General features: G+C 67.9%; 28 protein-coding genes. 7 read left to right on the top strand and 21 right to left on the bottom strand.

Annotation, left to right across the window (positions count from 1 at the left end):
- Position 1: 1 nt before the first annotated feature.
- From hemB to BN972_RS01825, 5 genes are all read right to left on the bottom strand, one after another.
- Positions 2-991 carry a porphobilinogen synthase gene (hemB, locus tag BN972_RS01845; protein WP_051544954.1) on the bottom strand — a complete coding sequence of 330 codons (990 nt, stop codon included), beginning with the start codon at positions 989-991 and terminating at the stop codon, positions 2-4.
- Positions 992-1,045: 54 nt separating this feature from the next.
- Positions 1,046-2,716 (bottom strand): bifunctional uroporphyrinogen-III C-methyltransferase/uroporphyrinogen-III synthase, encoded by a 1,671-nt coding sequence (locus tag BN972_RS01840; protein WP_036352232.1) that lies wholly within the window; start codon positions 2,714-2,716, stop codon positions 1,046-1,048.
- 28 nt (positions 2,717-2,744) lie between these two features.
- The gene (hemC, locus tag BN972_RS01835; RefSeq protein WP_036352229.1) at positions 2,745-3,686 is read right to left on the bottom strand and encodes a hydroxymethylbilane synthase; all 942 of its coding nucleotides are present in this window, start codon (positions 3,684-3,686) and stop codon (positions 2,745-2,747) included.
- A 13-nt stretch (positions 3,687-3,699) separates the two neighbouring features.
- The gene (locus tag BN972_RS01830) at positions 3,700-5,085 is read right to left on the bottom strand and encodes a glutamyl-tRNA reductase (RefSeq protein ID WP_036352227.1); all 1,386 of its coding nucleotides are present in this window, start codon (positions 5,083-5,085) and stop codon (positions 3,700-3,702) included.
- Between the two features lie 118 nt (positions 5,086-5,203).
- Positions 5,204-5,476, bottom strand: a complete 273-nt coding sequence (locus BN972_RS01825) for a glutaredoxin family protein (RefSeq protein ID WP_036352225.1) — start codon at positions 5,474-5,476, stop codon at positions 5,204-5,206.
- Between the two features lie 112 nt (positions 5,477-5,588).
- Between BN972_RS01825 and BN972_RS01820 the strand changes: the two genes are divergently transcribed.
- The 3 genes from BN972_RS01820 to BN972_RS01810 are packed head-to-tail and all read left to right on the top strand — an operon-like array spanning position 5,589 to position 7,970.
- Entirely contained in the window at positions 5,589-6,488 is a 900-nt protein-coding gene (locus BN972_RS01820) for an HAD family hydrolase (protein ID WP_036356250.1), read from the top strand.
- A gap of 43 nt (positions 6,489-6,531) precedes the next feature.
- On the top strand, positions 6,532-7,032 hold the full coding sequence (locus tag BN972_RS01815) for an FAS1-like dehydratase domain-containing protein (protein ID WP_036352222.1): 501 nt from the start codon (positions 6,532-6,534) through the stop codon (positions 7,030-7,032).
- 23 nt (positions 7,033-7,055) lie between these two features.
- Positions 7,056-7,970 carry a cyclopropane mycolic acid synthase family methyltransferase gene (locus BN972_RS01810; RefSeq protein WP_036352219.1) on the top strand — a complete coding sequence of 305 codons (915 nt, stop codon included), beginning with the start codon at positions 7,056-7,058 and terminating at the stop codon, positions 7,968-7,970.
- Positions 7,971-8,064: 94 nt separating this feature from the next.
- On the opposite strand, the gene BN972_RS01805 is transcribed toward BN972_RS01810, so the two are convergent.
- The 9 genes from BN972_RS01805 to BN972_RS01770 all read right to left on the bottom strand — a co-directional run bounded on the left by BN972_RS01805 (position 8,065) and on the right by BN972_RS01770 (position 15,660).
- The gene (locus BN972_RS01805) at positions 8,065-9,144 is read right to left on the bottom strand and encodes a lysophospholipid acyltransferase family protein (protein WP_172831245.1); all 1,080 of its coding nucleotides are present in this window, start codon (positions 9,142-9,144) and stop codon (positions 8,065-8,067) included.
- A gap of 7 nt (positions 9,145-9,151) precedes the next feature.
- Positions 9,152-10,258 (bottom strand): SDR family oxidoreductase, encoded by a 1,107-nt coding sequence (locus BN972_RS01800; RefSeq protein WP_036356247.1) that lies wholly within the window; start codon positions 10,256-10,258, stop codon positions 9,152-9,154.
- A 67-nt stretch (positions 10,259-10,325) separates the two neighbouring features.
- Entirely contained in the window at positions 10,326-10,427 is a 102-nt protein-coding gene (locus BN972_RS28010) for a 30S ribosomal protein bS22 (protein WP_003402602.1), read from the bottom strand.
- Positions 10,428-10,598: 171 nt separating this feature from the next.
- Complete coding sequence (locus tag BN972_RS01795) at positions 10,599-10,859, bottom strand: cell division/environmental response transcriptional regulator (RefSeq protein ID WP_036352215.1); 261 nt, start codon at positions 10,857-10,859, stop codon at positions 10,599-10,601.
- Positions 10,860-10,999: 140 nt separating this feature from the next.
- Positions 11,000-11,878, bottom strand: a complete 879-nt coding sequence (gene proC / locus BN972_RS01790; protein WP_036352212.1) for a pyrroline-5-carboxylate reductase — start codon at positions 11,876-11,878, stop codon at positions 11,000-11,002.
- A 30-nt stretch (positions 11,879-11,908) separates the two neighbouring features.
- Complete coding sequence (locus BN972_RS01785) at positions 11,909-12,754, bottom strand: thioesterase family protein (protein WP_036352209.1); 846 nt, start codon at positions 12,752-12,754, stop codon at positions 11,909-11,911.
- Positions 12,754-13,596 carry a sugar phosphate isomerase/epimerase family protein gene (locus BN972_RS01780; protein WP_036352206.1) on the bottom strand — a complete coding sequence of 281 codons (843 nt, stop codon included), beginning with the start codon at positions 13,594-13,596 and terminating at the stop codon, positions 12,754-12,756. The genes BN972_RS01785 and BN972_RS01780 overlap by 1 nt, the downstream gene beginning before the upstream one ends.
- A 16-nt stretch (positions 13,597-13,612) precedes the next feature.
- On the bottom strand, positions 13,613-14,644 hold the full coding sequence (locus BN972_RS01775; protein WP_036352205.1) for a hypothetical protein: 1,032 nt from the start codon (positions 14,642-14,644) through the stop codon (positions 13,613-13,615).
- Entirely contained in the window at positions 14,644-15,660 is a 1,017-nt protein-coding gene (locus BN972_RS01770; RefSeq protein ID WP_036352202.1) for a Ppx/GppA family phosphatase, read from the bottom strand. Before BN972_RS01770 ends, BN972_RS01775 begins: the two co-directional genes overlap by 1 nt.
- Before the next feature lie 106 nt (positions 15,661-15,766).
- On the opposite strand from BN972_RS01770, the gene BN972_RS01765 reads away from it, so the two are divergent.
- Complete coding sequence (locus BN972_RS01765) at positions 15,767-16,546, top strand: hypothetical protein (RefSeq protein WP_036352199.1); 780 nt, start codon at positions 15,767-15,769, stop codon at positions 16,544-16,546.
- A gap of 4 nt (positions 16,547-16,550) precedes the next feature.
- On the opposite strand, the gene BN972_RS01760 is transcribed toward BN972_RS01765, so the two are convergent.
- A complete protein-coding gene (locus BN972_RS01760; protein ID WP_036352197.1) occupies positions 16,551-17,276 on the bottom strand; it encodes a FadR/GntR family transcriptional regulator in 726 nt (241 codons plus the stop codon).
- Positions 17,277-17,321: 45 nt separating this feature from the next.
- Here BN972_RS01760 and BN972_RS01755 point away from each other — a divergent pair, with 45 nt between their 5' ends.
- From BN972_RS01755 to BN972_RS01745, 3 genes are read left to right on the top strand one after another with little or no spacing between them, the layout of a single operon-like run.
- Positions 17,322-18,272, top strand: a complete 951-nt coding sequence (locus BN972_RS01755; RefSeq protein WP_036352194.1) for a hypothetical protein — start codon at positions 17,322-17,324, stop codon at positions 18,270-18,272.
- Positions 18,269-18,610, top strand: a complete 342-nt coding sequence (locus BN972_RS01750) for a hypothetical protein (protein ID WP_036352192.1) — start codon at positions 18,269-18,271, stop codon at positions 18,608-18,610. The genes BN972_RS01755 and BN972_RS01750 overlap by 4 nt, the downstream gene beginning before the upstream one ends.
- Positions 18,607-20,475, top strand: a complete 1,869-nt coding sequence (locus BN972_RS01745; protein ID WP_036352189.1) for a GMC family oxidoreductase — start codon at positions 18,607-18,609, stop codon at positions 20,473-20,475. Before BN972_RS01750 ends, BN972_RS01745 begins: the two co-directional genes overlap by 4 nt.
- Here BN972_RS01745 and regX read toward each other — a convergent pair.
- The 6 genes from regX to BN972_RS01715 form a co-directional block, all read right to left on the bottom strand.
- Positions 20,472-21,155 (bottom strand): two-component sensory transduction protein RegX, encoded by a 684-nt coding sequence (regX, locus tag BN972_RS01740; RefSeq protein ID WP_036352187.1) that lies wholly within the window; start codon positions 21,153-21,155, stop codon positions 20,472-20,474. The genes BN972_RS01745 and regX overlap by 4 nt on opposite strands.
- A complete protein-coding gene (locus BN972_RS01735) occupies positions 21,155-22,396 on the bottom strand; it encodes a sensor histidine kinase (RefSeq protein WP_099050975.1) in 1,242 nt (413 codons plus the stop codon). The genes regX and BN972_RS01735 overlap by 1 nt, the downstream gene beginning before the upstream one ends.
- A gap of 135 nt (positions 22,397-22,531) precedes the next feature.
- A complete protein-coding gene (locus BN972_RS01730) occupies positions 22,532-23,287 on the bottom strand; it encodes a phosphoglyceromutase (protein ID WP_036352184.1) in 756 nt (251 codons plus the stop codon).
- 60 nt (positions 23,288-23,347) lie between these two features.
- Complete coding sequence (locus BN972_RS01725; RefSeq protein ID WP_036352181.1) at positions 23,348-23,860, bottom strand: type III secretion system chaperone family protein; 513 nt, start codon at positions 23,858-23,860, stop codon at positions 23,348-23,350.
- Positions 23,857-25,188, bottom strand: coding sequence for a D-inositol-3-phosphate glycosyltransferase (gene mshA / locus BN972_RS01720; protein WP_235192346.1), 1,332 nt, complete (start codon positions 25,186-25,188; stop codon positions 23,857-23,859). The genes BN972_RS01725 and mshA overlap by 4 nt, the downstream gene beginning before the upstream one ends.
- Before the next feature lie 54 nt (positions 25,189-25,242).
- Positions 25,243-26,559: an ROK family transcriptional regulator gene (locus BN972_RS01715; protein ID WP_080696656.1), complete on the bottom strand. Its 1,317-nt coding sequence runs from the start codon at positions 26,557-26,559 to the stop codon at positions 25,243-25,245.
- Positions 26,560-26,621 lie beyond the last annotated feature (62 nt).

The following is a 26,621-nucleotide window of genomic DNA, read 5'->3' as shown; positions in this document are numbered from 1 at the left end:
GTCAGCCTCCCTTGCCCAGCCAACTCGCCGCGGCGACAGCCCAATAGGTGAGCACGATGTCAGCTCCCGCCCGCCGGATGCTGGTCAACGATTCCAGCGCCGCCGCGCGTTCGTCGATCCAATTGTTGGCCGCCGCCGCACAAATCATCGCGTACTCCCCCGACACCTGATATGCGGCCACCGGCACCGGCGAGATACCGGCCGCCGCGGCCACCACATCCAGGTAGCCCATCGCGGGTTTGACCATCACGATGTCGGCGCCCTCGTCGAGGTCCAGGACGACCTCACGTAGCGCCTCGCGGGCGTTGCCGGGTTCCTGTTGGTAGGTGCGCCGGTCACCGGACAGGCTGGAGGCCACCGCTTCCCGGAACGGTCCGTAGAACGCCGAGGCAAACTTGGCGGCGTAGGCCAGAATCGCCACGTCGGTATGTCCCGCCGCATCCAGGCCGTCGCGGATCGCGGCCACCTGACCATCCATCATGCCGCTAGGACCGACTACGCGTGCTCCCGATTCCGCTTGCGCCACAGCGAGTTTCACGTACCGAGTCAATGTCGCGTCGTTGTCGACGCGACCGCGCTCGTCCAGTACGCCGCAGTGGCCGTGGTCGGTGAACTCGTCCAGACAGGTGTCGGCCATCAAAACCGTGGCGTCACCGAGGTCCTTGGTCAGATCACGCAGCGCCACGTTGAGGATGCCGTCGGGATCGGTACCGACCGAGCCGAGCGCGTCCTTGTCCTGCGCGCGAGGTACCCCGAACAGCATCAGACCGCCCACTCCGGCGGCGACCGCCTCGGCGGCGGCGCTGCGCAGCGAGTCGCGCGTGTGCTGCACCACGCCAGGCATGGAAGCGATGGGGCGCGGTTCGCCGATGCCGTCGGCCTCAGCGCTGATGAACATCGGCAGCACCAAATGCCTTGGCTCCAAGGACGTTTGCGCCACGAGTCGGCGCAACGCGGGCGTAGCCCGCAGCCGCCGCGGTCGCTGTCGCATGGCTACACCCTCACCCGTGCGTTGACTCTGGGCGCGGAGTCAGCGCACGACACGTCATCGCCTACGGCTCTTCTTGCGCGGCGGCGGCAGCGCACCCTCGGCGCGCAACCGGGCGGCGTGTTCGGCCAGCGCGTCGACCAAGGGGCCGACGGCCGCGGTCTCCGGCTGCACATCGACCCGCAGACCGAATTCGGCGGCGGTTTCGGCGGTCTTGGGGCCGATGCACGCGATGATGGTGCGCGCGTGTGGCTTTCCGGCGATGCCGACCAGGTTGCGCACCGTCGAGCTGGAGGTGAAGCACACCGCGTCGAACCCGCCGGTCTTGATCATCTCGCGGGTGGTCGCCGGCGGCGGGGCGGCCCGGACGGTCCGGTAGGCGGTCACGTCCTCGATCTCCCAGCCGCGCTCACGCAGACCCTCTGCCAGCGTTTCGGTGGCGATGTCGGCACGCGGCAGCAGCACCCGGTTGACCGGGTCGAAAATGCTGTCATACGGCGGGAATTCGTCCAGCAGCCCCATCGAGGACTGCTCACCGGAGGGCACCAGTTCGGGGCTGATCCCGAAGGCACGGACCCGGTCCGCCGTCGACTCGCCGACGCAGGCGATCTTCACGCCGGAGAACGCGCGGGCGTCCAGACCGAACTCGCCGAACTTCTCCCACACCGCACGGACCGCGTTGGTGGAGGTGAACACCACCCACTGGAAGCGGCCGTCCACCAGACCCTTGACGGCACGCTCCATCTGGGCGGGACTGCGCGGGGGCTCCACGGCGATGGTCGGCACCTCGATAGGCAGCGCGCCGTACGACGTCAGCCGCTCGCTCATCTCACCGGCCTGATCTTTGGTGCGCGGCACCAGAACGGTCCAGCCGTACAGCGCCCGGCTCTCCCACCAGTTCAGCTTCGCGCGACTGGTCACCGTCTTGCCGATGGTTACCACCAGGGGCCCGGTCAGCGGACCGGCCGGGTCGGCTCCGCCGCACAGGACGGCCGGGTCGGTCAGGCCCTGCAGCGTGGTCTCCACCGACCGCTGCTGGCAGGTGGTGCCCTGCGCGGTCACCACGCACGGCGTGTTGTCGGCCAGCTCGTGGTCGATCAGCGTGCGGGCGGCGTCCGCCAGATGCGACGCGGTGGCCTGCAGAATCAGCGGCCCGGGCGCGGCGGCCAGGGCGTCCCAATCCACGTGCGGGTCACGCACGTCGGCGACGGTGTGCGACGAACCCAGCGGCAACCCGGCGTAGGTGGGCACGGCGCTGGTGGGTGCCAGGCCGGGAACGATCTCGATGTGCAGGTGCGAGCGGGCCACGGCGTTCACCTCGGTGATGACGGCGTCGACGGACAGCGGGTCACCGGCGACCAGCCGCACCACGTCCACCCCTAGCCGAGCTTCGTGCGTCAGCGTCTTGGCGACCTCGGCGGGATCGCCCAGGGCCGGGCGGATGTCCGGACCGCTGGCCACCACCGCCGGCGCGGTCTCACCGCCTGCAGTGGCCCCGGACGTCGAGTCCGGGCTTGCGGGTGCCGGCTCGGCGGGCGCCGGACCGGACACCGGCGGCAGGTCCTTGCCGATCAGCGCCAGCACCGGTTCCGGCACGTCCGGGTCGGTGAACACCAAAGCGGCGTTGGCCAGTACGGTCGCCGCACGGGTGGTCAGCAGACCAGGGTCGCCCGGACCCGAGCCCACGAAAGTGATGCGGCCCGGTGTCGGCTTGCGCCCTCGCGTCATCGTTGTCGCTCCAAGTCTGTAGTCAATTTCATCGCGCGGGGTCTTCCCGCGCTCCCCTCATCAATTCACGGGCGCCCAGCTCGAACAGCTCGCCGGCAACCGAGAGCCCCAGCTCCCGTGCCTGGTCGGCGGCGCCGATGCCGGACGCTCGGATCACGTCGGATCCGTCGAGTGCCGCCACACAACCGCGCAACGACAGCTCCTCGAAGACCCGCCCCTCCTCATCGATCGACTCGACCACTTCCGCGATCGCGCCCACCGGTGCGGAGCAACCTGCCTCCAACTCGGCGAGCAGGGTACGCTCCGCGGTGACCGCCGCTCGGGTGTCGGCGTCGTCCAACTCCGCCAACACCGCGGCCAACCGACTGTCGTCGGCTCGGCACTCGACGGCGAGAGCGCCCTGGGCAGGCGCTGGCAACATTTGCACCGGCTCCAGCGTCTCGGTGACGTCGCCGAGCCGGCCCAGTCGGGCCAGACCGGCCCGGGCCACCACGATGGCGTCAAGATCACCACTACTTACCCTGTTCAACCTGGTATCTAGGTTGCCTCGTAGGGGGCGGATTTCCAAACCGAGACCCAATGCTCTAAGCTGTGCGGCCCGCCGCGGCGAAGATGTGCCTACCAGCGAACCCGGCGGCAACTCTCCCAGCACCAGGCCGTCGCGGGCCACCACCGCGTCGCGGGCGTCCTCGCGTGGCGGTATGGCCGCGATGACGAACCGCGGATCCGCTGCGGTCGGCAAATCCTTGTGCGAGTGGACGGCGGCGTCGACACGACCGTCTTCGATCGCCTCTCGCAGCGCGGTGGTGAAGACTCCCACACCCAGCGTCTCGATCGGCGCGGCCGAGCGGTCACCCGCGGTGCTGATGGTCACCAATTCGGCGGGATGGCCGTTGGCGATCAATGCGTCTCTGACGGTCGCGGCCTGGGTGGTGGCCAGCAGGCTGCCCCGAGTGCCAATCCGGATCACGTGCGCCAATCAGCTACTCGGCGGATCTCTGCGGACCGCCCGGGGCACCGTCGAATTCGGTTGTGATTACCGGTAATTCGCCGGCCGCGACGGCGGCGACGGAGTCGATGGCGGTCTGGTCCAGTTCGAAGAGCTCGCGCAGCGCCTCGGCGTAGCTGTCGCCGCCGGGAGCGCTGGCGAGTTGCTTGATCCGCACGGTGGGCGCGTGCAGCAGCTTGTCGACCACCCGGCGGACGGTGCGCGCCACTTCCTCGCGTTCGGCGGTATCCAGGCCGGGCAGGCGGTTGTCCAACCGCAGCAATTCCGCCTCCACGACGTCGGCGGCCCGCTGACGTAGTGCGGTGACCGTCGGAGTGACCTCGGCCATCCGCTGTCCGGCCAGGTAGGCGGCGAGTTCGGCGGCGACGATGTGACGGGCGGCGTCCACGTCGGCGGCCGCGGCGTGCGCCGACGGCTCATGTTGCACGCGGTCCACATCGACGATCAGGACGCCCGGTAGCCCGGCGATCGCCGGGTCGACGTCGCGCGGCATGCCCAGATCGCAGATCACCAGCGGCTTGGCGGCTTCGTCCCGGCGCGCGTTGACCAGCGCGTGGTGGACGTCGGCGAGGGTCACCACGTGGCTCACGGCGCCGGTGCAGCTGACCATCACGTCGGCGTCGGCCAGCGCGGCGGGGAGTCGATCCAGCGTCCGGGCCTCGGCCGGCGTGCCCGCGGCGCCGATCTTGTCCGCGAGCCGTTGCGCCCGGGCCAGCGAGCGGTTCAGCACGTGCACACGGCCGATCCCGGCGCGAGTCAGGTGCGCCGCCGAGAGGGCGCCCATCGCGCCGGCGCCGACCACCACCGCGGTCTTGCCTTCGAGAGTGCCCAGCTTGCGTCCGGCGATGTCCAGGGCCACCGACACCACCGAGGCACCGGCCGCGTCGATCGCAGTCTCGGAGTGCACCCGCTTGCCCACCGACAGCGCGCGTTGGGCCAGCTCATGCAGGACCCGCCCGACCGCGTTGTTTCCCTCGGCGGAGGCGTAGGCCCGGCGCACCTGGCCGAGCACCTGCTGCTCGCCCACCACCGCCGAATCCAGCCCGCTGGCCACCGCGAACAGGTGCTCGACGGCGGCCTCGCTGTAGCGGACGTAGGCGTGCTTGGTCAGGTCGCTCATCGACAGACCGGAGTATTCGGCCAGCACCTGGCCGATCACCGAAAGTCCGGCGTGGAATGCCTCCACAACGGCATAGACCTCGACGCGGTTGCACGTCGAGAGCACCATGGCTTCGGTCACCAAGGATGACTGCAGCACCCGGTCGACGATCTTGACTTGATCGGACTCATCGATGCTCAGTTGTTCCAGGACGGAGACCGGCGCGCTGCGGTGCGAAACCCCGAAGAGCAAGATGCTCACGGCAGCATCACCTGGCCCGCTCCCTTGCAGCTTTGGAAAGTGAACTGCTGTCTACGGTAGACGGTTGTCAGATGACCTACCAAATGCCGTGTTTGGCTAAGCCCCGGCTCGAGCGGTGTCAGCGGGCCGCGAGGTCGGCACGCAACCGCGGTTCGTCGACCTCCCAGTAGCTGTGCTCGCGCCCGTCCAGCAGGACGACCGGCAGCCGGTCGCCGTATTCGGCCCGCAGCGCGGGATTTCCAGTGGTCGCGGCCTCATCGACGTCGGTAGTGGCCAACGCGAAATCCAGCTCGCCGGCCAGCTCGACCAGGCGGTCATACACGCGCTGGCAGATCAGGCAGCCAGCGCGGGTCAGCAGTTCGACCTGCGCCCGGTTTCCGGGTCCAGTCATGGCCCCCAGTCTGGCATTCCAGCGTGGACCGCAATGCCGGATAGGGTTGATGTCGGCCCGGGACCGGGAACCGGGCCATGTGGCGACTTGGGAGGTTCGGCTGATGGCTTCCATGGCTTCCTCTGAACCGGTGGGTCCCACCGGTCGGGCCGACTTGGAGTCGCTGGCCGCCAATGCCAGCGCCGAGCGCGCGCTCGACGGTCTGTATGAGGCTTCCGCCGACGAGCGCCCACAGCCGCCCGTCGACCTGACCGCCGCCGCGTTCTTCGACGTCGACAACACGCTGGTACAGGGCTCGTCGGCGGTGCATTTCGGGCGTGGACTGGCCGCGCGCAATTACTTCACCTATCGCGACGTGCTGGGATTCGTGTACGCGCAGGCCAAGTTCCAGATCCTGGGCACCGAGAACAGCGCCGACGTCGCCGCCGGGCGTCGCAAAGCCCTGGCGTTCATCGAGGGACGCTCCGTCGACGAGCTGGTGCGGCTGGGTGAGGAGATTTACGACGAGATCATCGCCGACAAGATCTGGACGGGCACGCGCGAACTCACCCAGATGCACCTCGACGCCGGCCAGCAGGTGTGGCTGATCACCGCCACGCCCTACGAGTTGGCGGCGACCATCGCCCGGCGGCTGGGGCTGACCGGCGCCCTGGGTTCGGTGGCCGAATCGGTCGACGGCGTCTTCACCGGCCGGCTGGTGGGCGACATCCTGCACGGCACCGGCAAGGCGCACGCGGTGCGGTCGCTGGCGATCCGGGAGGGCCTGAACCTCAAGCGCTGTACGGCGTATTCGGACAGCTACAACGACGTCCCGATGCTGTCGCTGGTCGGCACCGCGGTGGCCATCAACCCCGATGCGCGGTTGCGCAGTCTGGCCCGCGAGCGAGGCTGGGAAATCCGCGATTTCCGGACCGCTCGCAAGGCCGCTCGGATCGGGGTGCCGTCGGCGCTGGCCCTGGGCGCGGCCGGCGGCGCGCTGGCGGCGCTGGCGTCCCGACGGCAATCCCGCTGATAAGCTGCGCCGCTGAGCATCTATTCGAGTGGAAAGCGGCGCCATGACAGTTCCCCAGGGAGCCGAAGGAATCATCGGTAAGCACTACCGGCAGGAAGATTACTTCCTGGTCGGTCGCGAAAAGATTCGCGAATTCGCCGCGTCGATCCAGAACGATCACCCGATCCACAACGACGAAGACGCCGCCGCAGAAGCGGGGTATCCGTCGCTGGTGGCGCCGTTGACGTTCCTGGCCATCGCGGGGCGGCGGGTGCAGCTGGAGATCTTCACCAAATTCAGCATCCCGATCAACATCGCACGGGTCATGCACCGGGACCAGAAATTCCTGTTCCACCGGCCGATCCTGGTCGGAGACAAGCTACACTTCGACACGTACTTGGATTCGGTGATCCAATCCCACGGGACGGTCCTAGCCGAAATCCGAAGTGAAGTGACCGACGCCGAAGGCAAGCCCGTTATCACCAGTGTGGTCACGATGCTGGGGGAAGCCGCGCGTCACGAATCCGACGCCGAGGCGACGGTCGCGGCAATTGCATCCATCTAAACAGAGCAGGTAGCGTCGATTTAATGACATCAGAAGGCACCCAACTTCAGCCTCCGGTGGAGGACGTGCAGTCGCACTACGACCGGTCCAATGAGTTCTTCAAGCTGTGGCTCGACCCGTCGATGACTTACAGCTGCGCCTATTTCGATGAGAATCCGAACATCGATGAGCCGCAGTCCAAGACCTTGGAAGAGGCCCAGTTCGCCAAGCGCAAGCTGGCGCTGGACAAGCTGAACCTCGAGCCCGGCATGACACTGCTGGACATCGGCTCCGGCTGGGGCTCCACCATGCGGCACGCCGTCGAGCACTACGACGTCAACGTCATCGGCCTGACGCTCAGCGAGAACCAGCTGGCGCACTGCGAGCAGAAGTTCGCCGAGATGGACAGCCCGCGTCGCAAAGAGGTGCGGCTGCAGGGCTGGGAGTTGTTCGACGAGCCCGTCGACCGCATCGTCTCACTCGGCGCGTTCGAGCACTTCGCCGACGGGGCCGGCGACGCGGGCTACGAGCGCTACGCCACCTTCTTCAAGAAGTACTACAGCTTGCTGCCCGATGACGGCCGCTTCCTGCTGCACTCCATCGTGGTGCCCACCGCCGAAGAGGGGAAGGCGCTGGGCCTCAAGACGACGATGAGCCTCTTGCGCTTCATCAGCTTCATCCTGCGGGAGATCTACCCCGGCGGGAAGCTGCCCCAGGTCGAGCAGGTCGACCGGTACGCCACCGAGGCGGGCTTCAAGATCGAGCGTCACCACTTCATCGGCAAGAACTACGTTCCCACCTTGAACGCCTGGGCCGACGCCCTGGAAGCGCAGAAGGAAAAGGCCATCGAGCTCAAGGGCGAGCAGGAGTACGAGACCTTTATGAAGTACCTGCGCGGCTGCTCGGACCTGTTCCGTGACGGCTACACCAACGTCTGTCAGTTCACCCTGGTCAAGTAGCGCGACTTCCTGCGCGAGCAGACGCTTAAGCCCCCGATTTCCTGCGGAAACGGGGGCTTAAGTGTCTGCTCGCGGGCGTAGCGGCCCGATGGTCCTAGCCGAAGAAGATGTTGCGGCGACCGGCCAGCAGCCGGTACAGGGTCTGCTGAATGGTCTCGCGCACCTGATCGGTCAGCTCGAAGGTGACCATCGGGTCCTCGGCGTCACTGGGCGAATAGTCAGCCGTAGGGATCGGCTCTCCGAACGCGATACGCCACTTCGACGGCAACGGCACCAACCCGGCGGGGCCGGCCAACGGAAACAGCGGAGTCACCGGGAAGTACGGCAGCCCGAACAGCCGCGCCAGCAACTTCACGTCGGCCAGCATCGGATAGATCTCTTCGGAACCGATGATCGAACACGGCACGATCGGCGCCTTGGTGCGCAGCGCCGCCGAAACGAATCCGCCCCGGCCGAACCGCTGCAGCCGGTAGCGATCTTCGAACTTCTTGCCCAGACCCTTGTAACCCTCCGGGAAGACCGCGGTGAGCTCTCCTGAGGCCAGCAACCGGTGCGCGTCGGCGGTGCAGGCCATGGTGTGACCGGCCTTGCGGGCCGTCGAACCCACCACCGGCAGGTCGAACACCATATCGGCGGCCAGCAGCCGCAGGTCCCGCTGGGCAGGGTGCTCGTCGTGCACCGCCACCGACAGCATCAGGCCGTCGAACGGCAGCACCCCGGCGTGATTCGCCACCACCAAGGCCGCGCCGTCGGAAGGAATGTTCTCGACGCCGCTGACCTCAACCCGGAACCAGGAATTGAAGAAAAACCTCAGCAAAGGCCGAACGATCGCGTCGTTGAAATGCGGATCGAAGCCGAATTCGTCGACGGAGTAATCGCCGGTCAACCGCTGCCGGAGAAATCCGGCCACCGCGGCGACGCGCTGAGCGAGGTCGTTGAGCGGTGCTTCGGCCGTCGACGACGCGCCCGCCGCTCGACGGTGTTCATCGATCTCGCGGACGACGGCGGCGATCTCTTCGGCCGACGCGCGACCGCTCGGATCGGAAAGTAGTGAGGGGTGCTGACGAGACGCGTCCGAGCGCTGACCGGCACGGCGCCGCGCCGCTACCCGTCCCCGATTAGTGTGCAGGGGAATGACATTCGCTCTGGACTCACCCGCCACGTTTCTATCCAAATCTATCTCAGCCCGACCACGGAATTGGATTTCGGCTACCCCAGCGCTGCGCCACCGCTATGGCACGACCCTCCCAGGAGCGTACCCGATCTGGATCGATAATGGGAGTCAGCCCGCGGCCGCGAACATAATCGTCAAAAGCCTCTGCAGTAGACCACTTTGGTTGATAACCAAGTTCGGAAACCATTCTGGTGGTGTCCATCACGCGGCCATAACTCAAGTATGCAAATTGCTCTCGATTGATCTCATTGTAACGATTAGCCCGTCTCAGCGAATCCAGTGCCCATACGCCAAAACTGGGCACTGGCAACGGAATTCGGCCGGCGCGACGAATTGCCTGGGATAGCATGATGATTCCGTTTGCGCCGACGTTAAATGTTCCGGCCTTACCCGCCATCGCCGCGCGCTCCAGCGCACCCAGCGCATCTTGTTCGTGCAGCAGTTGCAGCCGTGCGTCGCGGCCGAACATCGTTGGCACCAATGGCCCCGCGAGATACCGGGACAGGGAGGTGTCCATCGCCGGGCCGATCATGTTCGCCAGCCGCAGGATGGTCACCGCGATATCGGGCCGACGCCGGCCCAGACCACGCACGTAACCCTCGATGTCCAGGCTGTCCTTGGCAAACCCTTCCCGGAACGGCCGGCGGCTACTGCTGTCCTCGGTGAACATCACCGGATCGTGCGCACTCGACCCGTAGACCTCCGACGTCGACTTCAGCACCACGCGGCGCACCGAAGGCGCCTTCTGACAGGCGGCGAACAACTGCATCGCACCCATCACGTTGAGTTCCTTGAGCGCCGCGGTACCGCCGGATCGCGGCGCGTAGGACGCCGCCGCGGCGTGCACCACGGTGTCGACCTCGCCATTGCGAATCACCTTGGCGATAAACGGATTCCGGATGTCGGCGCGAACGAACTCGGCTCGGCCCATGCGGCGCAGCATGTCCTTGCTGGGCGCGATGGCGTCCACCGCGATGACGCGGTTGATCAGTGAGTTCTGTACCAGGCGGGCGACCAGGTAGCCGCCGAGGAAACGGCAGGCACCGGTAACCAGCACTACCTTTGGGTAGTGCACGGTGTCGCCGCCGCTGGGCCCCCCGTTCGACGAATCCACTTTCACAGCCTAGCTACGAGCAGAAACAGCGGCGTTACGGACGAGTGACGGAGGGCGCCGGAAGAACTTACTTGCCAAGTTTTCTGCGCTGCACCCGGGTGCGACGTAGCAGCTTGCGGTGCTTCTTCTTCGACATACGCTTGCGCCGCTTCTTGATTACTGAACCCATGAACTCCGCTATCTTCACCCGTGACCGGCTTATGACTTAACCCGGACACTTTACCCAACTGCGGGCCGGCAACACCAAACGACCGCCGAGCAGACGCAAAAGCACCCGATACCGTGCCGTTTCAGGGGCTTTTGCGTCTGCTCGCGTAAGAAGTCGCGCTCCGGATCGGGGCTAGCCCGCGTCGAAGTACGAGGTCTCCAGCATGTCGTGGACCGCCTTGGCGTGCACTCGGAATGAGCGCCCCACCCGGACCGCGGGCAGCTCGCCGTTGTGCACCAGCCGATACACGGTCATCTTGGACACCCGCATCAGCGCCGCTACTTCGGCGACGGTGAGGAACTGCGTCCGGCCCTGTCCGGCCTCGGCCGAACCGCCGGCGGGCGCGGCCTTACCTGCAGAATCCCGTGCTGATGGCCCGTTCGTAGACGTCATCGCTACCCAATCGTGTCAGGCCCGCGCAATGCCAGCGGCTTCCCCTCCGCTGGCACCCACACGTGCATACAAAGAGGAGAATAGCGGGACTAGTGGGGTTACTGGTACTGGTGAGAGACAATCAGTTCAAATTTCTTGAATTATTCCGATGTAATTCTTAGCTGCTCAGAGCGTCTTTTGGCGGCCTGGACGGCCGCGTCGACGGCGACCCGGAATCCCCCGCGTTCCAGTTCCCGCAGCGCAGCCACGGTGGTGCCGCCGGGCGAACACACCGAGGCGCGCAACTGGGCGGGCGAGGTGTCCACTTGCAGCCCGCTCGGGCCGCCGTCGGCGGCTCGCTGGTCGGAGTCCATTCGCTCCAGCAGCATCGCCGCCGCACCGGCCATCGTCTGGGCGGCGAGGTCGGTGGCCACCTGACGGGTCAACCCAACCGCGACTCCGGCGTCCACCAGCGCTTCTACCAGCAGGAAGAAATACGCCGGGCCAGAACCCGACACCGCGGTCACCGCGTCCAATTGCTGCTCGGCAACGGTGAGAACCCCACCGACGGCGTCGAACAGCGCGGACACCTCCGCCAGCTGTTCGTCGGTGACGAACCGGCCCCTGGCCAGCGCCGTCACCCCGGCGCCCACGAGCGCCGCCGCGTTGGGCATCGCCCGCACCACCGGCGTCCCGGCCGGCAGCTTGGATTCGAACGACGCGATGGTGACACCGGCCGCAACGGTGACGAACACCTGCTCGCCGCTGTCGTGCTCGGCCGCGGTGGCGACCCCGGCGAGCTCGTCGATGACCGCCTCGACATCGGCCGGTTTGACGGCGACCACGACGAACGTGGCGGTCTCGGCCGCATCCTTCGCCGATGTCACGACCAGCACGCCGTAGTTGCTGGACAGATATTTCGCCCGGTCCGGCATCCGTTCGGCGACCACCAGGTCCTTGACCTGCCGCCCCGCCCGCAGCAGCCCGGACAACAGAGCCTCGCCGATGCTGCCGCCGCCGATGATCGCGATTCTTGCCATGCCCGAAGCATGGCAGACCCGGCCGCCGGGTTACCCGGCAGGCACCATGGCCAATTGGCGGGTCTGCACGACCAGCCGCCCCAGTTCATCGACAACGATGTGATCCTCGTCAAACCAGTCGTGCCCGATCTCGATACACGTGGCGATGATCCGCAGCCAGCCGTCGACGGGCAGCGACCGCAGCAGCGCAGTCAGCTGGACCGTCGGCGCCCAGCCGGTGCGGTCCACCGCGAAGGTCACCGGCGCCGACAGATCCCCGCACATCAGCGCGAACAGCGCGTCGGGAGCCAGGTCTCGTGGACGCGCCCACATCTGGATCACCGGCGGCCGGCCATCGGGAAGGGGTTTTCCGGCAACAGGCAGACTCGACAGCACCGGACGGATGTCACAACCGGCCCCCAGATGCACCAGGCCCGCCAGCGGATGGCCGGGTCCGATCGGGGCCAGGTCGTCGGGCGGCTGCGGAGCCATCAAGTCCACCACAGGGTTGGCCGACAGCAGCGGCGCCGTCTCGCCGGGCAGGTGGTGTTCCGGCTCACCCAGGGTCACGACGGCGTGCACGGCGGTGCGCTCCCCCTGCATCAACTCCACGTCGACCACGCTGATCCGGCGGCCCCGTTTGCGCAGCGTGGTCACCAGCCGCATCGCCCCGGGGTCCGGCGCGGACAGGAAGTTGGCCGACACCGCGACCGGCTGCAGCGCGTCACCGCCATGCGCGGTGCGGGCGGCGTTGGCGCACAGCGCCACCATCACCCCGCCGTGCACCTTGGGACCTATGGTCCAGTGCTCGTTCAGCTCGCCGTCGAAGACGTGGCACGCGTCGTCGGCGTCGACTGGCCGCAGCGCCATCGCGCTGCTGAACAAGGATCCGGTCATCAGCGCAGCAGGTGGGTCCGGGCGAACTGCAGAGACTCGGTGAGCATGGCCTCACGTTCGGCGGCCGAGCGGGCCGACGAGGTGGACACTTCCAGCACGACGTGCCCGGTGAAGTCGCCCGCGGCCAGCATTTGGCACACCTCGGCGGTCGGTTGGGTGCCGCGACCGGGCACCAAATGTTCATCAGCCGGCGAACCGCTGCCGTCGCACAAGTGCAGGTGCACCAGCCCCGTACCCATCCGCCGGGCCATCTCCAGGGAGTCGGTGCCGGCGGTGGAGGTATGCGACAGATCCAGCGTGTAGTGGGCGTGGTCGCCATCCAGCGGGTCGTAGGACGGGGCGAACGCCGAGATCGCCGGGCCGGGACCACCGCCGCGCCGACGCATCCGCTCGCGGGTCTGATCCGAGCCGAAGAACCGGTCGGCCCGGAACGGGAACATGTTCTCCACGGCCACCATGACGTTGCTGGAAGCTTCCAGCGCTATGACCTGCTCCCGGAATCCCTCGGCGTAACGCCGCTGCCACCGGAACGGCGGGTGAACGACGACGGTCTGCGCACCCAGCTGCTCGGCGGCACGCACGCTGCGGTCCAGCTTGACGATCGGGTTGGCGCCCCATACGCGCTGCGAGATCAGCAGGCAAGGAGCGTGCACCGACAACACCGGCACCCGGTAGCGCCGCGACAGCTTGCCGACGGCGGCGATGTCCTGGCTCACCGACTCGCCCCACACCATCAGCTCGACCCCGTCGTAGCCAAGCCGGGCCGCATACTCGAACGCGGCCTCGGCCCGCAAGGGATACACCGAGGCCGTCGACAAGCCGACTTTGATTGCTGGGCGCACTGTCTGTCTGTAGCGCCTAACCCGTTTGCAACAGGGCCATGGGCCCGAGGGTGATCAGCGCACCCACCGCGACCGCGATCAACGTGCTGGCGATGTCCTCGGTCTTGCGGACCACGCGCACCCCCACCACCAATCCCAGGATGACCAGCACCGACAGCACCAATGCCACGATGGAGTTCCAGCGCCAAAGTTGGTCGAAGGCGATGAACAATCCCGCGCCGAAAGCCACCGCGAGGATCGACTGCAGCACCGTCAGCAGGCCGCCACCGATCGCCGACATGCGGTCGGACGAACGCCGCGGCCGCACCGCGCGGTCGGAATCCTCGGGTTCGTGCTCGTCGAACAGCTCGGGCACGCTGCGCCGCCGCGCCACCTCGTCTGCCAGGGACTGCCCACCGAACAGGGTGTGTTCGTCTTCGTCGTCGGATCCCTGCAGGTAGGAACGCACGTACGCGGAGTCCTCGACCGCTGTTTCGGCTTCGCGGACCTCGCTGTCCATGACGTCCACCGACGCGTCGGTGTAATGCCCCACCGGGTCGGGGCTCATGCCCTCGGCGCCTGACTGCCGGCCCTCGTCAGCGACGTCCAAGCCGACGTCCAGGTGACGCAGCGGCCTTGGATACTCGCTGCGTTCGGGTCCGGTCTTGCGTTGGCCGATCGGTTCCGACTTGGGCCAGCGCGGTTCGGGTTCGGCCCAGTACACCGACTTGGTCTCGGGTTCGACGTCCGCTTCGGGCTCTGCGACAGCGGCCTCGACCGGCTCGGCCTCCACCGGCTGGGGCTCGACCGGGGGCGCGACGGTGTCCGGTTCGGCGACCTGGATGCCGCTGTTCGCGGGCACCGGGCGCGGCGGCTCTTGGCGGCGCTCCTCGTCGCGCTCGTCGCGGACGACGGGAATCTCGCCGGTCAGCTCGGCGACGCTGATCGAGTCGTCGCCACGGCGGCGACGGCGCCGGCGGGTGACCGCGGGGGCGCCGATGGTTCCGTTCCTGGCCAGCAGCTCGGCCACCGATATTTGCTTGGTCTCCTCGGATTCAGGTCCGGTCATTATTTGCTGCCTCTCGATCGGGTGGGCGCGGTCCGATCAACTAACACGCCTCCAGCATCGCGCACCGGAGTCTGCATGAGCGCGGTTCCGTCGGCTTCGCTGTCGAGTTTGCGCAGGATAAGACCTTCCCGTAGCGCCCACGGGCAAATCTCCACCGCTTCGATTGACAGCGCTCGCATGCTCGCCTCCGCTACCAGAGCTCCCGCCACGATCTGCGGCGCACGCTCGGCGCTCACTCCTTCCAGTTCTGCCCGGTCAGCGGTCGTCATCCTAGAGATGAAAGATATGAGTTGTCTGAGGCCGTTTGCTGTCAGCGTCCGCTTCACCCGCGGGCCGGCCGCCGACGGGGCGGCCCCGGTGAGTCGTGCGAGCGACCGGAACGTCTTCGACGTGGCGACCGCGAGGTCGGGCTCGCCTGCTTCCAGGACGGTTGCGGCGGCCTCGGCCAACTCGGCGTCCAGCCAGTCGCGCAGCATCGCCACCCTGCGCCGGCCGGGCGGGTCGTCGGGCAGCCATTCCCGGGTCAGCCGCCCGGCGCCCAACGGCAGCGACATCGCGACCTCGGGCTCCTCGTCAACTCCGCTGGACACCTCCAGCGACCCGCCGCCGATGTCGAGGTTGACGATGCGTCCCGCGCTCCAGCCGAACCAGCGCCGCACGGCCAGGAAGGTCAGGCGGGACTCGTCGACACCGCGCAGCACCTGCAGCTCGACGCCGGTCTCCTTGCGCACCCGGGCCAACACGTCGTCGGAATTCTCGGCGTCACGGACCGCGGACGTGGCGAACGCCATCAGCTCGGCACAGCCGGAGCTGATCGCGATCTTGGCGAACTCGTCGATGGTGGAGATCAGCTTGTCGGCGCCGCGCTTGGTGATTTTGCCGGAGCTGTCGGTCGCCTCGGCCAGGCGCAGGGTGGCCTTGGTGGAGCTCATCGGGGTCGGATGCCCGCCCCGATGGGCATCAACCACCAGTAGATGGACGGTATTGCTACCCACGTCCAGCACGCCCAATCGCACGAACTAAAAGTAGCGTGCGTTGCGCTCGTGGCCTGCCGGGCGGTGCGCGACTCGCGCTCGGCGGCGAACACGGTAGCTACTGCGATACTGGACTAACGTTGCAACCGTGGAGAACTCGCGGCCCGGGCAGGAGGTCGAACTGGACTTCGCCCGCGAATGGGTGGAGTTCTACGACCCCGACAACCCCGAGCATTTGATCGCGGCCGACATGACCTGGCTGCTATCCCGCTGGACCTGCGTGTTCGGCACGCCCGCCTGCCAGGGGACGGTGGCAGGCCGCCCGGACGACGGGTGTTGCTCGCACGGGGCATTTTTGTCCGACGATGACGACCGGGCCCGGTTGGACGACGCGGTGCAGAAACTGACCAGCAAGGACTGGCAGTTCCGCGACAAAGGTCTGGGCCGCAAAGGGTATCTGGAGCTCGACGAATACGACGGCGAGCCGCAATATCGCACCCGCAAGCACAAGAATGCGTGCATCTTCCTGAACCGGCCCGGCTTCCCCGGCGGAATCGGTTGCGCACTGCACAGCAAAGCCCTGAAGCTGGGCGTGCCGCCGCTGACCATGAAACCCGACGTCTGCTGGCAGTTGCCGATTCGACGCAGTCAGGACTGGGTGACGCGGCCCGACGGCACCGAGATTCTCAAGACCACCCTCACCGAGTACGACCGCCGTGGCTGGGGGTCTGGGGGTGCGGACCTGCACTGGTACTGCACCGGGGATCCGGCGGCGCACGTCGGTGCACAGCCGGTGTGGCAGAGCCTGGCCGACGAGCTCACCGAACTGCTCGGCGAGAAGGCCTACGCGGAGCTGGCCGCAATGTGCAAGCGCCGCAGTCAATTAGGGCTCATCGCAGTGCACCCGGCGACGCGGACGGCCGAGTAACGCGTCAGCCGGCGCCGTTACCCTTGGTGTAGGCCAGAACCATTCGCAGCGCGCTCGCGTTGAGGTAGGTCTCCACCGCGGCGGCCGCTGCCGCGGCATCGTGTGCGCGCACCGAGTCGGTGATCGCCTGCAGGTCCGCCAGCACCGCGGGGGCGTCGTCGTAGGCCCCGGTGAGTTCGTGTTCACGGCCACCGAAGGCGTGCTCCACCCACCGATACAGCAAACCCAGCGCGCGGTTGCGGGTGCTGTGGATCAGGACATGGAAGAACGCCAGGTCGGCCGTCTGGCGCGCGGCCGCGGTGTCGGTTTCCCGCACCGTATTCAGCGCGGCAGACAACGCCTCGCCGTCCTGGGCGGTGCCGCGCTCGGCCGCCAGCCGGCCGATCAACGGGCCCAGCGCCCCGCGGATCTCGAGCAACTCGACCAGGAAATCCGGGCCCAGCTTGCGCACCAGCGCCTCGACCACCGCGGGATGAGTGAGGCCTTCCGGGTCGCACACCACACTGCCGCTGCCGTGCCGGACTTCGATCAGCCCCATCTGCTGCAGGCGGGCCAGGCCCTGGCGCAACGAGGTGCGGTTGACCCCGAGCTGATCTGCCAGTTCGCGCTCCGGCGGCAGCGTCGAACCCGGCGGGAAGACACCGTCGAGGATCGCGTCGGCAATCGACGCGGCGATCTGTTCGTCGACGCGCTGGCGGTCGGGTGGTGGTATCGGAATTGATTGGTTCATTGGCTCAACCAATATAGTAGGCTCAAGCCAACGAAGGGAACAGCCGTGGACAGCGAAATGCACTCAGCGGTGGCTCCGCGCTGGCGGGGCCGGCCGGGACGCCTGGAAGTCTGGTATGCCACGCTCACCAACCCCGCGACCCGCGCGGCCGTGTGGGTGCACTGCGAGACGGTCGCCCCTACGTCCGGCGAGCCCTACGCGCTCGGCTGGGCGACCTGGTTCCCGCCCGAGGGACCCCCGCGCACCGAGCGCTTCGGTCCCGAGCCTGTCCAGCCCGCGTCGGGCCCGGACTGGTTCCACGCAGCGGGCGCGGCGGTGGGTCCGGAGAAGCTGAGCGGGCACGCGCGATCCATCACCTGGGACCTGTCCTGGAAGGACACCGCGACACCGCTGTGGACGTTTCCGCGCTTGGCGTGGGAACGCGAGTTGCTGCCCGGCGCCCAGGTCGTACTCGCCCCCACCGCCGATTTCACCGGCGCGTTGACCGTCGACGGCACCACCGTTGCCGTCGACAACTGGCGCGGCAACGTCGCCCACATCTACGGGCACGGAAACGCCAAGCGCTGGGCCTGGGTGCACGCCGACCTCGGTGACGGCGATGTCCTGGAAGCCGTTGCCGCGGTGTCGCACAAGCCCGGGCTCAACCGCCTGTCGCCGCTGGCGTTCATCCGCTTCCGCATCGACGGAAAGGACTGGCCCGCAAGCGGATTGCCGTCATTTCGGATGCGGACAACACTCGGAGTGCAGCACTGGCAGCTGGAGGGCCGCATCGGCCGTCGCGACGTGCTGATTCGGGTGGACCAGCCCCCGGAGCGGTGCGTGAGCCTGCAATACACCGATCCCGACGGCGACAAATGTGTATGCACGAACACTGAGCAGGCCGACGTCTACGTGGAGCTCGGTGACCGGCGGTGGGCGGTGCAGGGCACCGGTCACGCCGAAGTCGGCCTGCGCGGCGCCGATGCTCCCGCTGTCAATGAGAGGACACCACAATGAGTTTCGCTTTGGATCCGCCGCTGCTGTTCGCCTCGGGAGTGCTCATCGAGCGCCATGTTCCGGTGCGGCGCCGCGAGGTCGTCGAGGCGGCCGTGATGGGCGTGTTCTTCGCCGGATCGTTTGGCCTCTACAACAACGTGCCCGGGCTGGGCTTTCTGTGGCGGCCGTTCCGCGCCCAGAACGGCCGCGACTTTATGTGGAACAGTGGGGTTTTCGGCGTCGACACCGCGAAGGCGCAGTGGCCCCTGCACGCGGCGGCCGGCGGGATCTTTGCGACCTACCCGTTCTTCCTCAAGCTCGGGCGTGGCGTCGGGCGACTGTTGTCCGCGCGCCCATGAGCCGCCTGGCGGAACGAGCGACCGCTTCCTTTGGCACCGCGTTGCTTCCCGAGGAGCACGGCGGACCGTCGCCCGAGCAGTTCGTCGCACGTGTCGACCGGTATCTCAACCGGATGCCGGCCACCTCCAGATTGGCGGTGCGGACGGGGTTGATGTCGCTGGCGGCGGCGAGCTATCTCGCCACCGGGCGGTCGATGGCCCGGCTGGATCCCGCCCAGCGCGCACAGGTGCTGCGCCGTATCGCCGGGTTGAGTCCCGACGCAGGAGCCGCCGTCGAGGGCATGAAGGTGATCGGACTGCTCGCCAACGGCGCCGACAGCTATGCGACCGAACTGCTGTCCCGGGCCCAGCGCGACGCCGTGGCCCGCCCGGACGCCGCGTTGGACGTCACCCCGTCGATCGAGAGCCCCTCGGTCATCACCACCGATGTGGTGATCGTCGGCTCCGGCGCCGGTGGCGCGATGGCGGCCCGCACCCTGGCCCGGGCCGGACTCGAGGCCGTCGTCCTGGAAGAAGGCCGGCGCTGGACGGTCGAGGAGTTCCGCACCACCCACCCCATGGACCGTTACGCGGGTTTGTACCGGGGCGCCGGCGCGACCGTCGCGCTGGGTCGTCCGACGGTTGTGCTGCCCATGGGCCGGGCCGTCGGTGGCACGACCGTGGTCAATTCCGGGACCTGTTTCCGGCCGCCGCGCGAAGTGCAGCAACGGTGGCGCGACCGATTTGGGTTGGCCCTGGCCGACCCGGACCGGTTCGGCGGCTACCTCGACGAGGTCGAGCGCACGCTGCAGGTCGCGCCGGCCCGCCGTGACGTGATGGGCCGCAACGGCAACCTCCTGCTCGAGGCCGCGGATTCGCTGGGCTGGCAGGCCGCACCCATTCCGCGTAACGCGCCGGGGTGTGCGGGCTGCTGCCAGTGCGCGATCGGCTGCCCGCACAACGCCAAGTACGGGGTTCATCTCAACGCGTTGCCCCAGGCATGTGCCGCCGGCGCGCGCATCATTTCCCAAGCCCGTGTCGAACGGGTGCTTGTGCAGGACGGGCGTGCTCGCGGGGTGCGCGCCCGTCGGCCGGACGGCACCGCGATCGACATCCTGGCCGCCACCGTGGTGATCGCCGCGGGCGCCACTGAGACACCAATGCTGTTGCGGCGCAGTGGTCTTGGTAGGCACCCCCGATTGGGTCACAATTTGGCGCTGCACCCGGCGACGATGCTCGCCGGCCGCTTCGACGATGACGTCTACGCCTGGCGCGGCATCCTGCAGAGCGCGGCCGTGCACGAGTTCCACGAGTCCGACGGTGTGCTGATCGAGGCCACCTCCACACCGCCGGGCATGGGTTCGATGGTGTTTCCGGGCTACGGCGCCGAGCTGCTCAGCTGGCTGGACCGGGCCCCTCAGGTGGCGACCTTCGGCGCGATGGTGGCCGACCAGGGCGTCGGCTCGGTGCACTCACTGGGCGGCGAGACGCTGGTGCGTTACGACATCGCGCGGGGCGACATCGCCAAGTTGCGGGTGGCGCTGGAAACCATCGGGAAGTTGCTGTTCGCCGCGGGTGCCGTGGAGGTGCTCACCGGCCTGCCCGGCGCGATGACGGTGCGGTCGATGCCCGAGCTGCGCGAGGTGCTCGCCCGGAGCAACCCGCGCAGCCTGCACCTGGCCGCCTTCCACCCGACCGGCACCGCGGCCGCCGGTTCCGACGCGCAGTTGTGTCCGGTCGACGCGACCGGCCGGCTACGCGGCGTCGACGGGGTGTGGGTGGCCGATGCGTCGGTGCTGCCCAGCTGCCCCGAGGTGAATCCGCAGCTGTCCATCATGGCGATGGCACTGGCGGTGGCCGACGAGGTGGCGCGCAGCCTGAACTAGCCCTCCAGCTTGTAGCCCAGTCCCCGCACCGTCACCAGGTGCACCGGGTTGGCCGGGTCCGCCTCGATCTTGGAGCGCAGGCGCTTGACGTGTACGTCGAGGGTCTTGGTGTCGCCGACGTAGTCCGCACCCCAGACCCGGTCGATCAACTGGCCGCGGGTCAGTACCCGTCCGCTGTTGCGCATCAGGTATTCGAGTAGGTCGAACTCCTTGAGCGGCAACGTGATTGTGTCGCCGTTCACCGAGACGACGTGCCGCTCGACATCCATCCGGACCGGCCCGGACTCGAGCACTCCGTCGCTGATCTCCGAGTCGTCGTCACCGCCGCGGCGCAGCACGGCCCGGATGCGGGCGATCAGCTCGCGCGCGGAGTAGGGCTTGGTGACGTAGTCGTCGGCGCCCAGCTCGAGGCCGACTACCTTGTCGATCTCGCTGTCGCGGGCGGTGACCATGATCACCGGCACACCCGAGCGGGCGCGCAATTGCTTGCAGACATCGGTGCCGGACATGCCCGGCAGCATCAGGTCCAGCAGCACGATGTCAGCGCCGGCCCGGTCGAACTCGGCGAGCGCAGCGGGTCCATCGGTCACCACTGTGGCCTCGAAGCCCTCTTTGCGCAGCAGGAATGCCAGCGGGTCCGCCAGCGACTCCTCGTCCTCCACGATCAATACGCTGGTCATTATCGGCTCAGCTCTTCCTCTCGTTGTGATCTGCCTGGCCGCATCTCGCGGCTCAGCAGTTGCTCGGCTTGGTCGTTGTCCTCCTGCGGCGGCGTCGACGCGTTCCCGGCGGCCGGGATGGACAGCGTGAACGTCGATCCGGTCCCGGGCTTGCTCCAGACTCCGATGCTGCCGCCGTGGTTGGCCGCGACGTGCTTGACGATCGCCAGCCCCAGCCCACTGCCACCGGTGGCGCGCGAGCGCGCCTTGTCGCCGCGGAAGAAGCGCTCGAAGACCCGTTCCTGGTCTTCCAAAGCTATGCCGATGCCCCGGTCGGTGACGGCAATCTCGACGTTGTCGCCGCGCCGGCGACGGCTGATCGATACCAGCGAGCCGCGCGGCGAATAGGCGATCGCGTTGGACACCAGATTGGCCAGGGCGGTGACCAGCAGGGTTTGGTCCCCCGGCACCTGCAGTCCGCTCGGGTCGTCGGTCCGGACCTCGATCTCGGCGTTCTCGGCGGCCACTTTGTGCCGCGCAATCGCTTCGGACACGACGGTGTCGATATCGACGTCGGTCACGTTGGACAGCCGCTCGGCGCCCTGCAACCGGGACAGCTCGATCAGCTCGGCGACCATGTCGCCCAGGCGGTTGGCCTCGATCAGCACCTTCTCGGCGAACCGGCGCACGGTCTCGGTGTCGTCGGTGGAGGCGAGTAGGGCTTCGGCCAGCAGGGCCATCGCACCGACCGGCGTCTTGAGCTCGTGGCTGACATTGGCGACGAAGTCGCGCCGGGTCGCCTCCATCCGGGCGTAGTCGGACTGGTCGTGGACGAACACCACCGCGAACCGGCGGTCCTCCTCGCTGAGCAACCGGGCATGGCCGTGCACCAGCAGCCCTGAGCGGCCGCTGGAACGCTTGGCCGGCGCGAGGTCGAACTCGACGTCCTCCCCACCCAGAGCTTGCTGGGCGGCCCGCCAGGCCTCGTCGTCGAGCTGCCGGTCGCGGACCAACCCGAGCTCCTTGGCCCGAGTGTTGAGGTAGACGACGTCGCGGTGGGTGTCCACCACCGCCGCTCCCATGGGCATCAGCGCGACGATCTGCTGCAGCATCTGGGCGATGGTGATCCCGGTCCATTCGGTGGCCACTCGCTGGCGGCGTTGCCCCACCCGGCCCGACAGCCGCAGACCCGCTGCCACACCCACGGCTAGTGCCAGCGTGGACAAGACCCCGGCCAGCAACAGTGCCGAGAACACAGTCACACCAGAAATCCTACAAATCAGGTGAACGGTGCCCTAGCGGAGCGCGGCCAAAATCGTACAAGTCACATGCCCCGCCACAGGTGTTCGGCTGCAGTTCACGCGGTGTTTAGCAACCGGCCGCGTGCACGCCGCAAATCAGCGTTTCGCGGCGCCCTGACTGGCCACCGCGGCGGCTCCGGCCTCGGCGGCTTCCGGGTCCAGATAGGTCCCACCAGGAACGACCGGTCGCAAGTCGGCGTCCAGGTCGTAGCGCAGCGGGATTCCGGTTGGGATGTTCAGTCCGACGACGTCGTCATCGGACATGCCGTCCAGGTACTTGACGAGCGCGCGCAGCGAATTTCCGTGGGCCGCGATCAGCACCGTCTTGCCGATACGCAGATCCGGGACGATGACGTCGGTGTAGTACGGCAAAAAGCGCTCGACCACGTCGGCCAGGCATTCGGTGAGCGGGCCGCCGTTGATGTTCGCGTAGCGCGGATCGGCATCCTGGCTGAACTCGCTGCCCCGCTCGATCTCCGGCGGCGGGGTGTCGTAGCTGCGTCGCCACGCCATGAACTGTTCTTCGCCGTACTTTTCCTTGGTCTTGGCCTTGTCCAGGCCCTGCAGCGCCCCGTAATGCCGTTCGTTGAGCCGCCAGCTGCGGTGTACCGGAATCCACAGCCGGTCCGCGGCATCCAGAGCCAGGTGCGCGGTGCTGATCGCGCGCCGCAGCAGCGAGGTGTAGAGCACGTCAGGCAGCAGGTTCTGTTCGGCCAGCAGTTCGCCGCCTCGCACCGCCTCGGCGCGGCCCTTTTCGGTCAGCCCGACGTCGACCCACCCGGTAAACAGATTGCGGGCATTCCAGTCGCTTTCGCCGTGGCGCAGCAGCACCAACGTGCCAATGTCTCCCATGCGGGAAGTCTCTCACGCTCATCGGGCGGGTTTACCTGCTGGAGGCCCACCGTCGACGGCTCAGCCGTCGTCCTCTCCGTCTTCGGAAATCAAATGCGCGAAGGCCTCGAGGTTCTTCAGCGACTCACCGCGCGACACCCGCCAGTCCCACTCTTTCTGGATCGACGAGCGAAAACCCAACTCCAGCAACGTATTGAAGTCCGAGTCGACCGCTTCGAGCACCTGCCCGAGCACTCGGTCGATCTCGTCGGCATCAACGGAAGCCAAGGACATCCGCCCGACCAGGTAGATGTCGCCGACATTGTCCAGGGTGTAAGCGACCCCGTAGAGCCGGCGGTTGCGCTTGAGCAGGAACCGGTAGACGCCCTCGTGGTTCTCATCCGGCTTGCGACAGACGAACGCCTCGACCCGCACCGAATGCTCCCCGATGCTCAAGATGGTGTTGGTCTTGAGCCGGCGCTCGCCGGGCAATTCGACGATGATGCCCGGCAGCCCGCCCCGCGCCCCGGCATGCTTCGAATACCGCAGATCGCTGGCCTGCAGCGCGTCCTCGATCACCTGCTCGACGCTCATGCGCCCACCCCGCGACGCGCCGTCCAACGACGGGGCTTGCGCTTGGCGGCGAGATCACGGAGATCACGCACCCGGCGCTGCCGGTCAGCGGTGAAGTCACCGATCGCGTGCCGGTAGCTGGCCAGCAATGCATCGGTGGTGTTCTCCCAGGAGAATGTGGCCGCATGCTTGGCCGCGGCGCGACTCATCGCCCAACCTTGCGGACCGGAACCGATGCGCAGCAGGTGGTCGATGGCGTCGGCCCACTGTCCGACGTCGTGGCCGGACACCAGCGTGCCGGTGACGCCGTCGCGCACCGCCACCGGCAGCCCGCCGACCGCGGCCGCCACCACGGGCGTGCCGCAGGCCTGCGCCTCGACCGCGACCAGGCCGAACGACTCCGAATAACTCGGCACCGCGACGAGGTCGGCCGCGTGGAACAAGGTCGCCAGCTCCGAGCGGGACTGTGGGGGCAGGAACGTCACCCGTTCGGCGATGCCGAGCTCGTCGGCCAGCCGTGCCAGCCCGTCCGGCGAGGCCAGCCCGCTGCCCGACGGCCCGCCTGCGACGATGATGCGCACACCGGGCAGTCTCGCCGCCGCGCGCAACACGATGTCGGGCGCTTTGAGCGGCTGGATCCGTCCGACGAACGCCACCACCGGTTCGTCCGCATCGAGCCCGAGCGCGTGCCGGGCCGCCCCTCGGTCACCGGGCGAGAACACGTCCAGGTCGACACCGGGGTGCACCACATCGATGCGCGACGGATCCGCGTGATGCAACGAAATCAATTGGCGCGCTTCGTCTTCGGTATTGACGATTAACCGGTCAGCCTCATTGACGACCTGCTGTTCACCGATCGTGCGCATCGGCGGCTCGGGAGTGTCACCCTCGGCAAGGGTGGCGTTCTTGACCGCGGCCAGCGTGTGCGCGGTATGCACCAGCGGCACCGCCCAGCGGTCCCGCGCCAACCAGCCGACCTGGCCGGACAGCCAGTAGTGGGAGTGCACGATGTCGTAGTAGCCCGGCTCGTGCGCGGCTTCCGCGCGCAGCACACCGGCGGCGAAGGCGCACAGCTGAGTCGGCAGGTCGTATTTGTCCAAGCCCTCGAACGGCCCCGCAACCACATTGCGCACCAGCACGCCGGGCTCGACGTGCACGATCGGCGGATCGGCCGATGCGGTGGCCCGGGTGAAGATCTCCACCTCGATGCCGCGTCGGGCCAGATGCAGCGCGCTCTGCAGTACGTAGACATTCATTCCGCCGGCATCGCCGGTGCCGGGCTGGGCCAGTGGCGACGTGTGTACCGCTAACAGGGCAACCCGACGGGGATCGTCACCGGCATAACGCACACTGTCATCTTTACAGGACGCGCTGATGGGACCCGTCGCGAGCAGGTCAGGGCGCTACTTGGCGATCGCCTCGGGTTCGGTGCCGGCGGCCCGGCTGCCGATCACGCCGGACCTGCGCATCGCGCTCAACGGGTCGGCATAGAGGCTGTCCAGCGAGGTGATGCCGGCGCCCGCTTCCTGCACCCGGTTGCCGAAGGCGGTGACGCGGATATCCCGCGGCGGCAGCACCGAGCGGGCCGCGAAGGCCGCCTCGACGTCCTGCATCGCCTCCGGATATTCGGTGAACGCCTGCCCGCCGACTACCAGCTCGTCCGGGTTGAGCAGATCGCGGAGTAAGGCGACGGCCTCGCCCAGCACCCGGGCACGTTCGGTCAGCAGTTCCTTGGCCTGTTGGTTACCGGACCGGGCCAGCCGGAGCAGGTCGGTGGTGGCGGCGGTCGAGGCGCCAACGCGGTTGCTGGGGGCGATGCCCGGCAGGATCCGCAGCCGTCGGGCGGCCGCCAGCACCGCCTCGTCGCTGACGGTGGATTCCAATTGACCGGTACCGCCCAGCAATTCGGATTGCACCGGCAGCGCGGCGATGGTGCCCGGACCGCTGGCCGGGCAGTGCACCCGTCCACCGATCACCAGTGCGTAACCCACCGTCTCGCGCGCATAGACATACAGGCTGGTCGAGGATCCAGGGGCGAACCGCCGCATGCCCAGCAACAGTTCGGCACCGGCCATTGCGTCGACGTGGGACGCGACCGACACCGGCAGGCCGAGCGCGTCGGCCAGCACCGGGCCGACCGGAGCCTGGCGCCAGCCCAGCCGCGGGTGGTCGACCAAGCCGTTGGCGCTGTCGACGGTGCCGCCGATGGACACCCCTACCCATAGCGCCCGCCGCCGGTGCCAACGCTGCAGATAGCGGCTGGCGCTGTGCGCGAGCGAGGCCAGCGCCGGGCCCGCGGCGTTGAGCGGCGTGGGGGTTTCGACGGTGTCCAGCGTGCGCCCGAACAGGTCGGTGGCCACGATGCTGGTGGTGCGTGCACCGATGTGGATGCCGAGCGTGACGAACGGCTCGTGGTTGACCTCGACCGGGACGCGGGGACGTCCGATCGCCCCGGACACCGCGAGGTCGGCGCGCTCGCGCAGCAGTCCGGCGTCCAGCAAGGCGATGACCTGCCGGTTCACCGTCGCAATGCTCAGCGAGGTGACGTTGGCGATGACGTCGCGTCCGACCGGTCCGCGCAACCGGACGGCGCGGAAGACCGACGCCGCCGCCGAGTCGGAGAGGTGCAGCGCCGGCGGCACGATCTGGCGATACGACCGCAGCGGTCCCTTAGCGCCGTGGCGGCTGTGTGATTGGTGGGTGAGAGTAGTTGAATGCACTGGCTGTCCTTGTCCGAGTTCCGATGGCCGGGTCCCTGGCCACACCCGAGACTTGCGTCAGT

This window comes from Mycobacterium asiaticum DSM 44297 (genome assembly GCF_000613245.1).
GTDB lineage: Bacteria > Actinomycetota > Actinomycetes > Mycobacteriales > Mycobacteriaceae > Mycobacterium > Mycobacterium asiaticum.
This window is presented reverse-complemented; position numbering and strand designations above follow the sequence as displayed.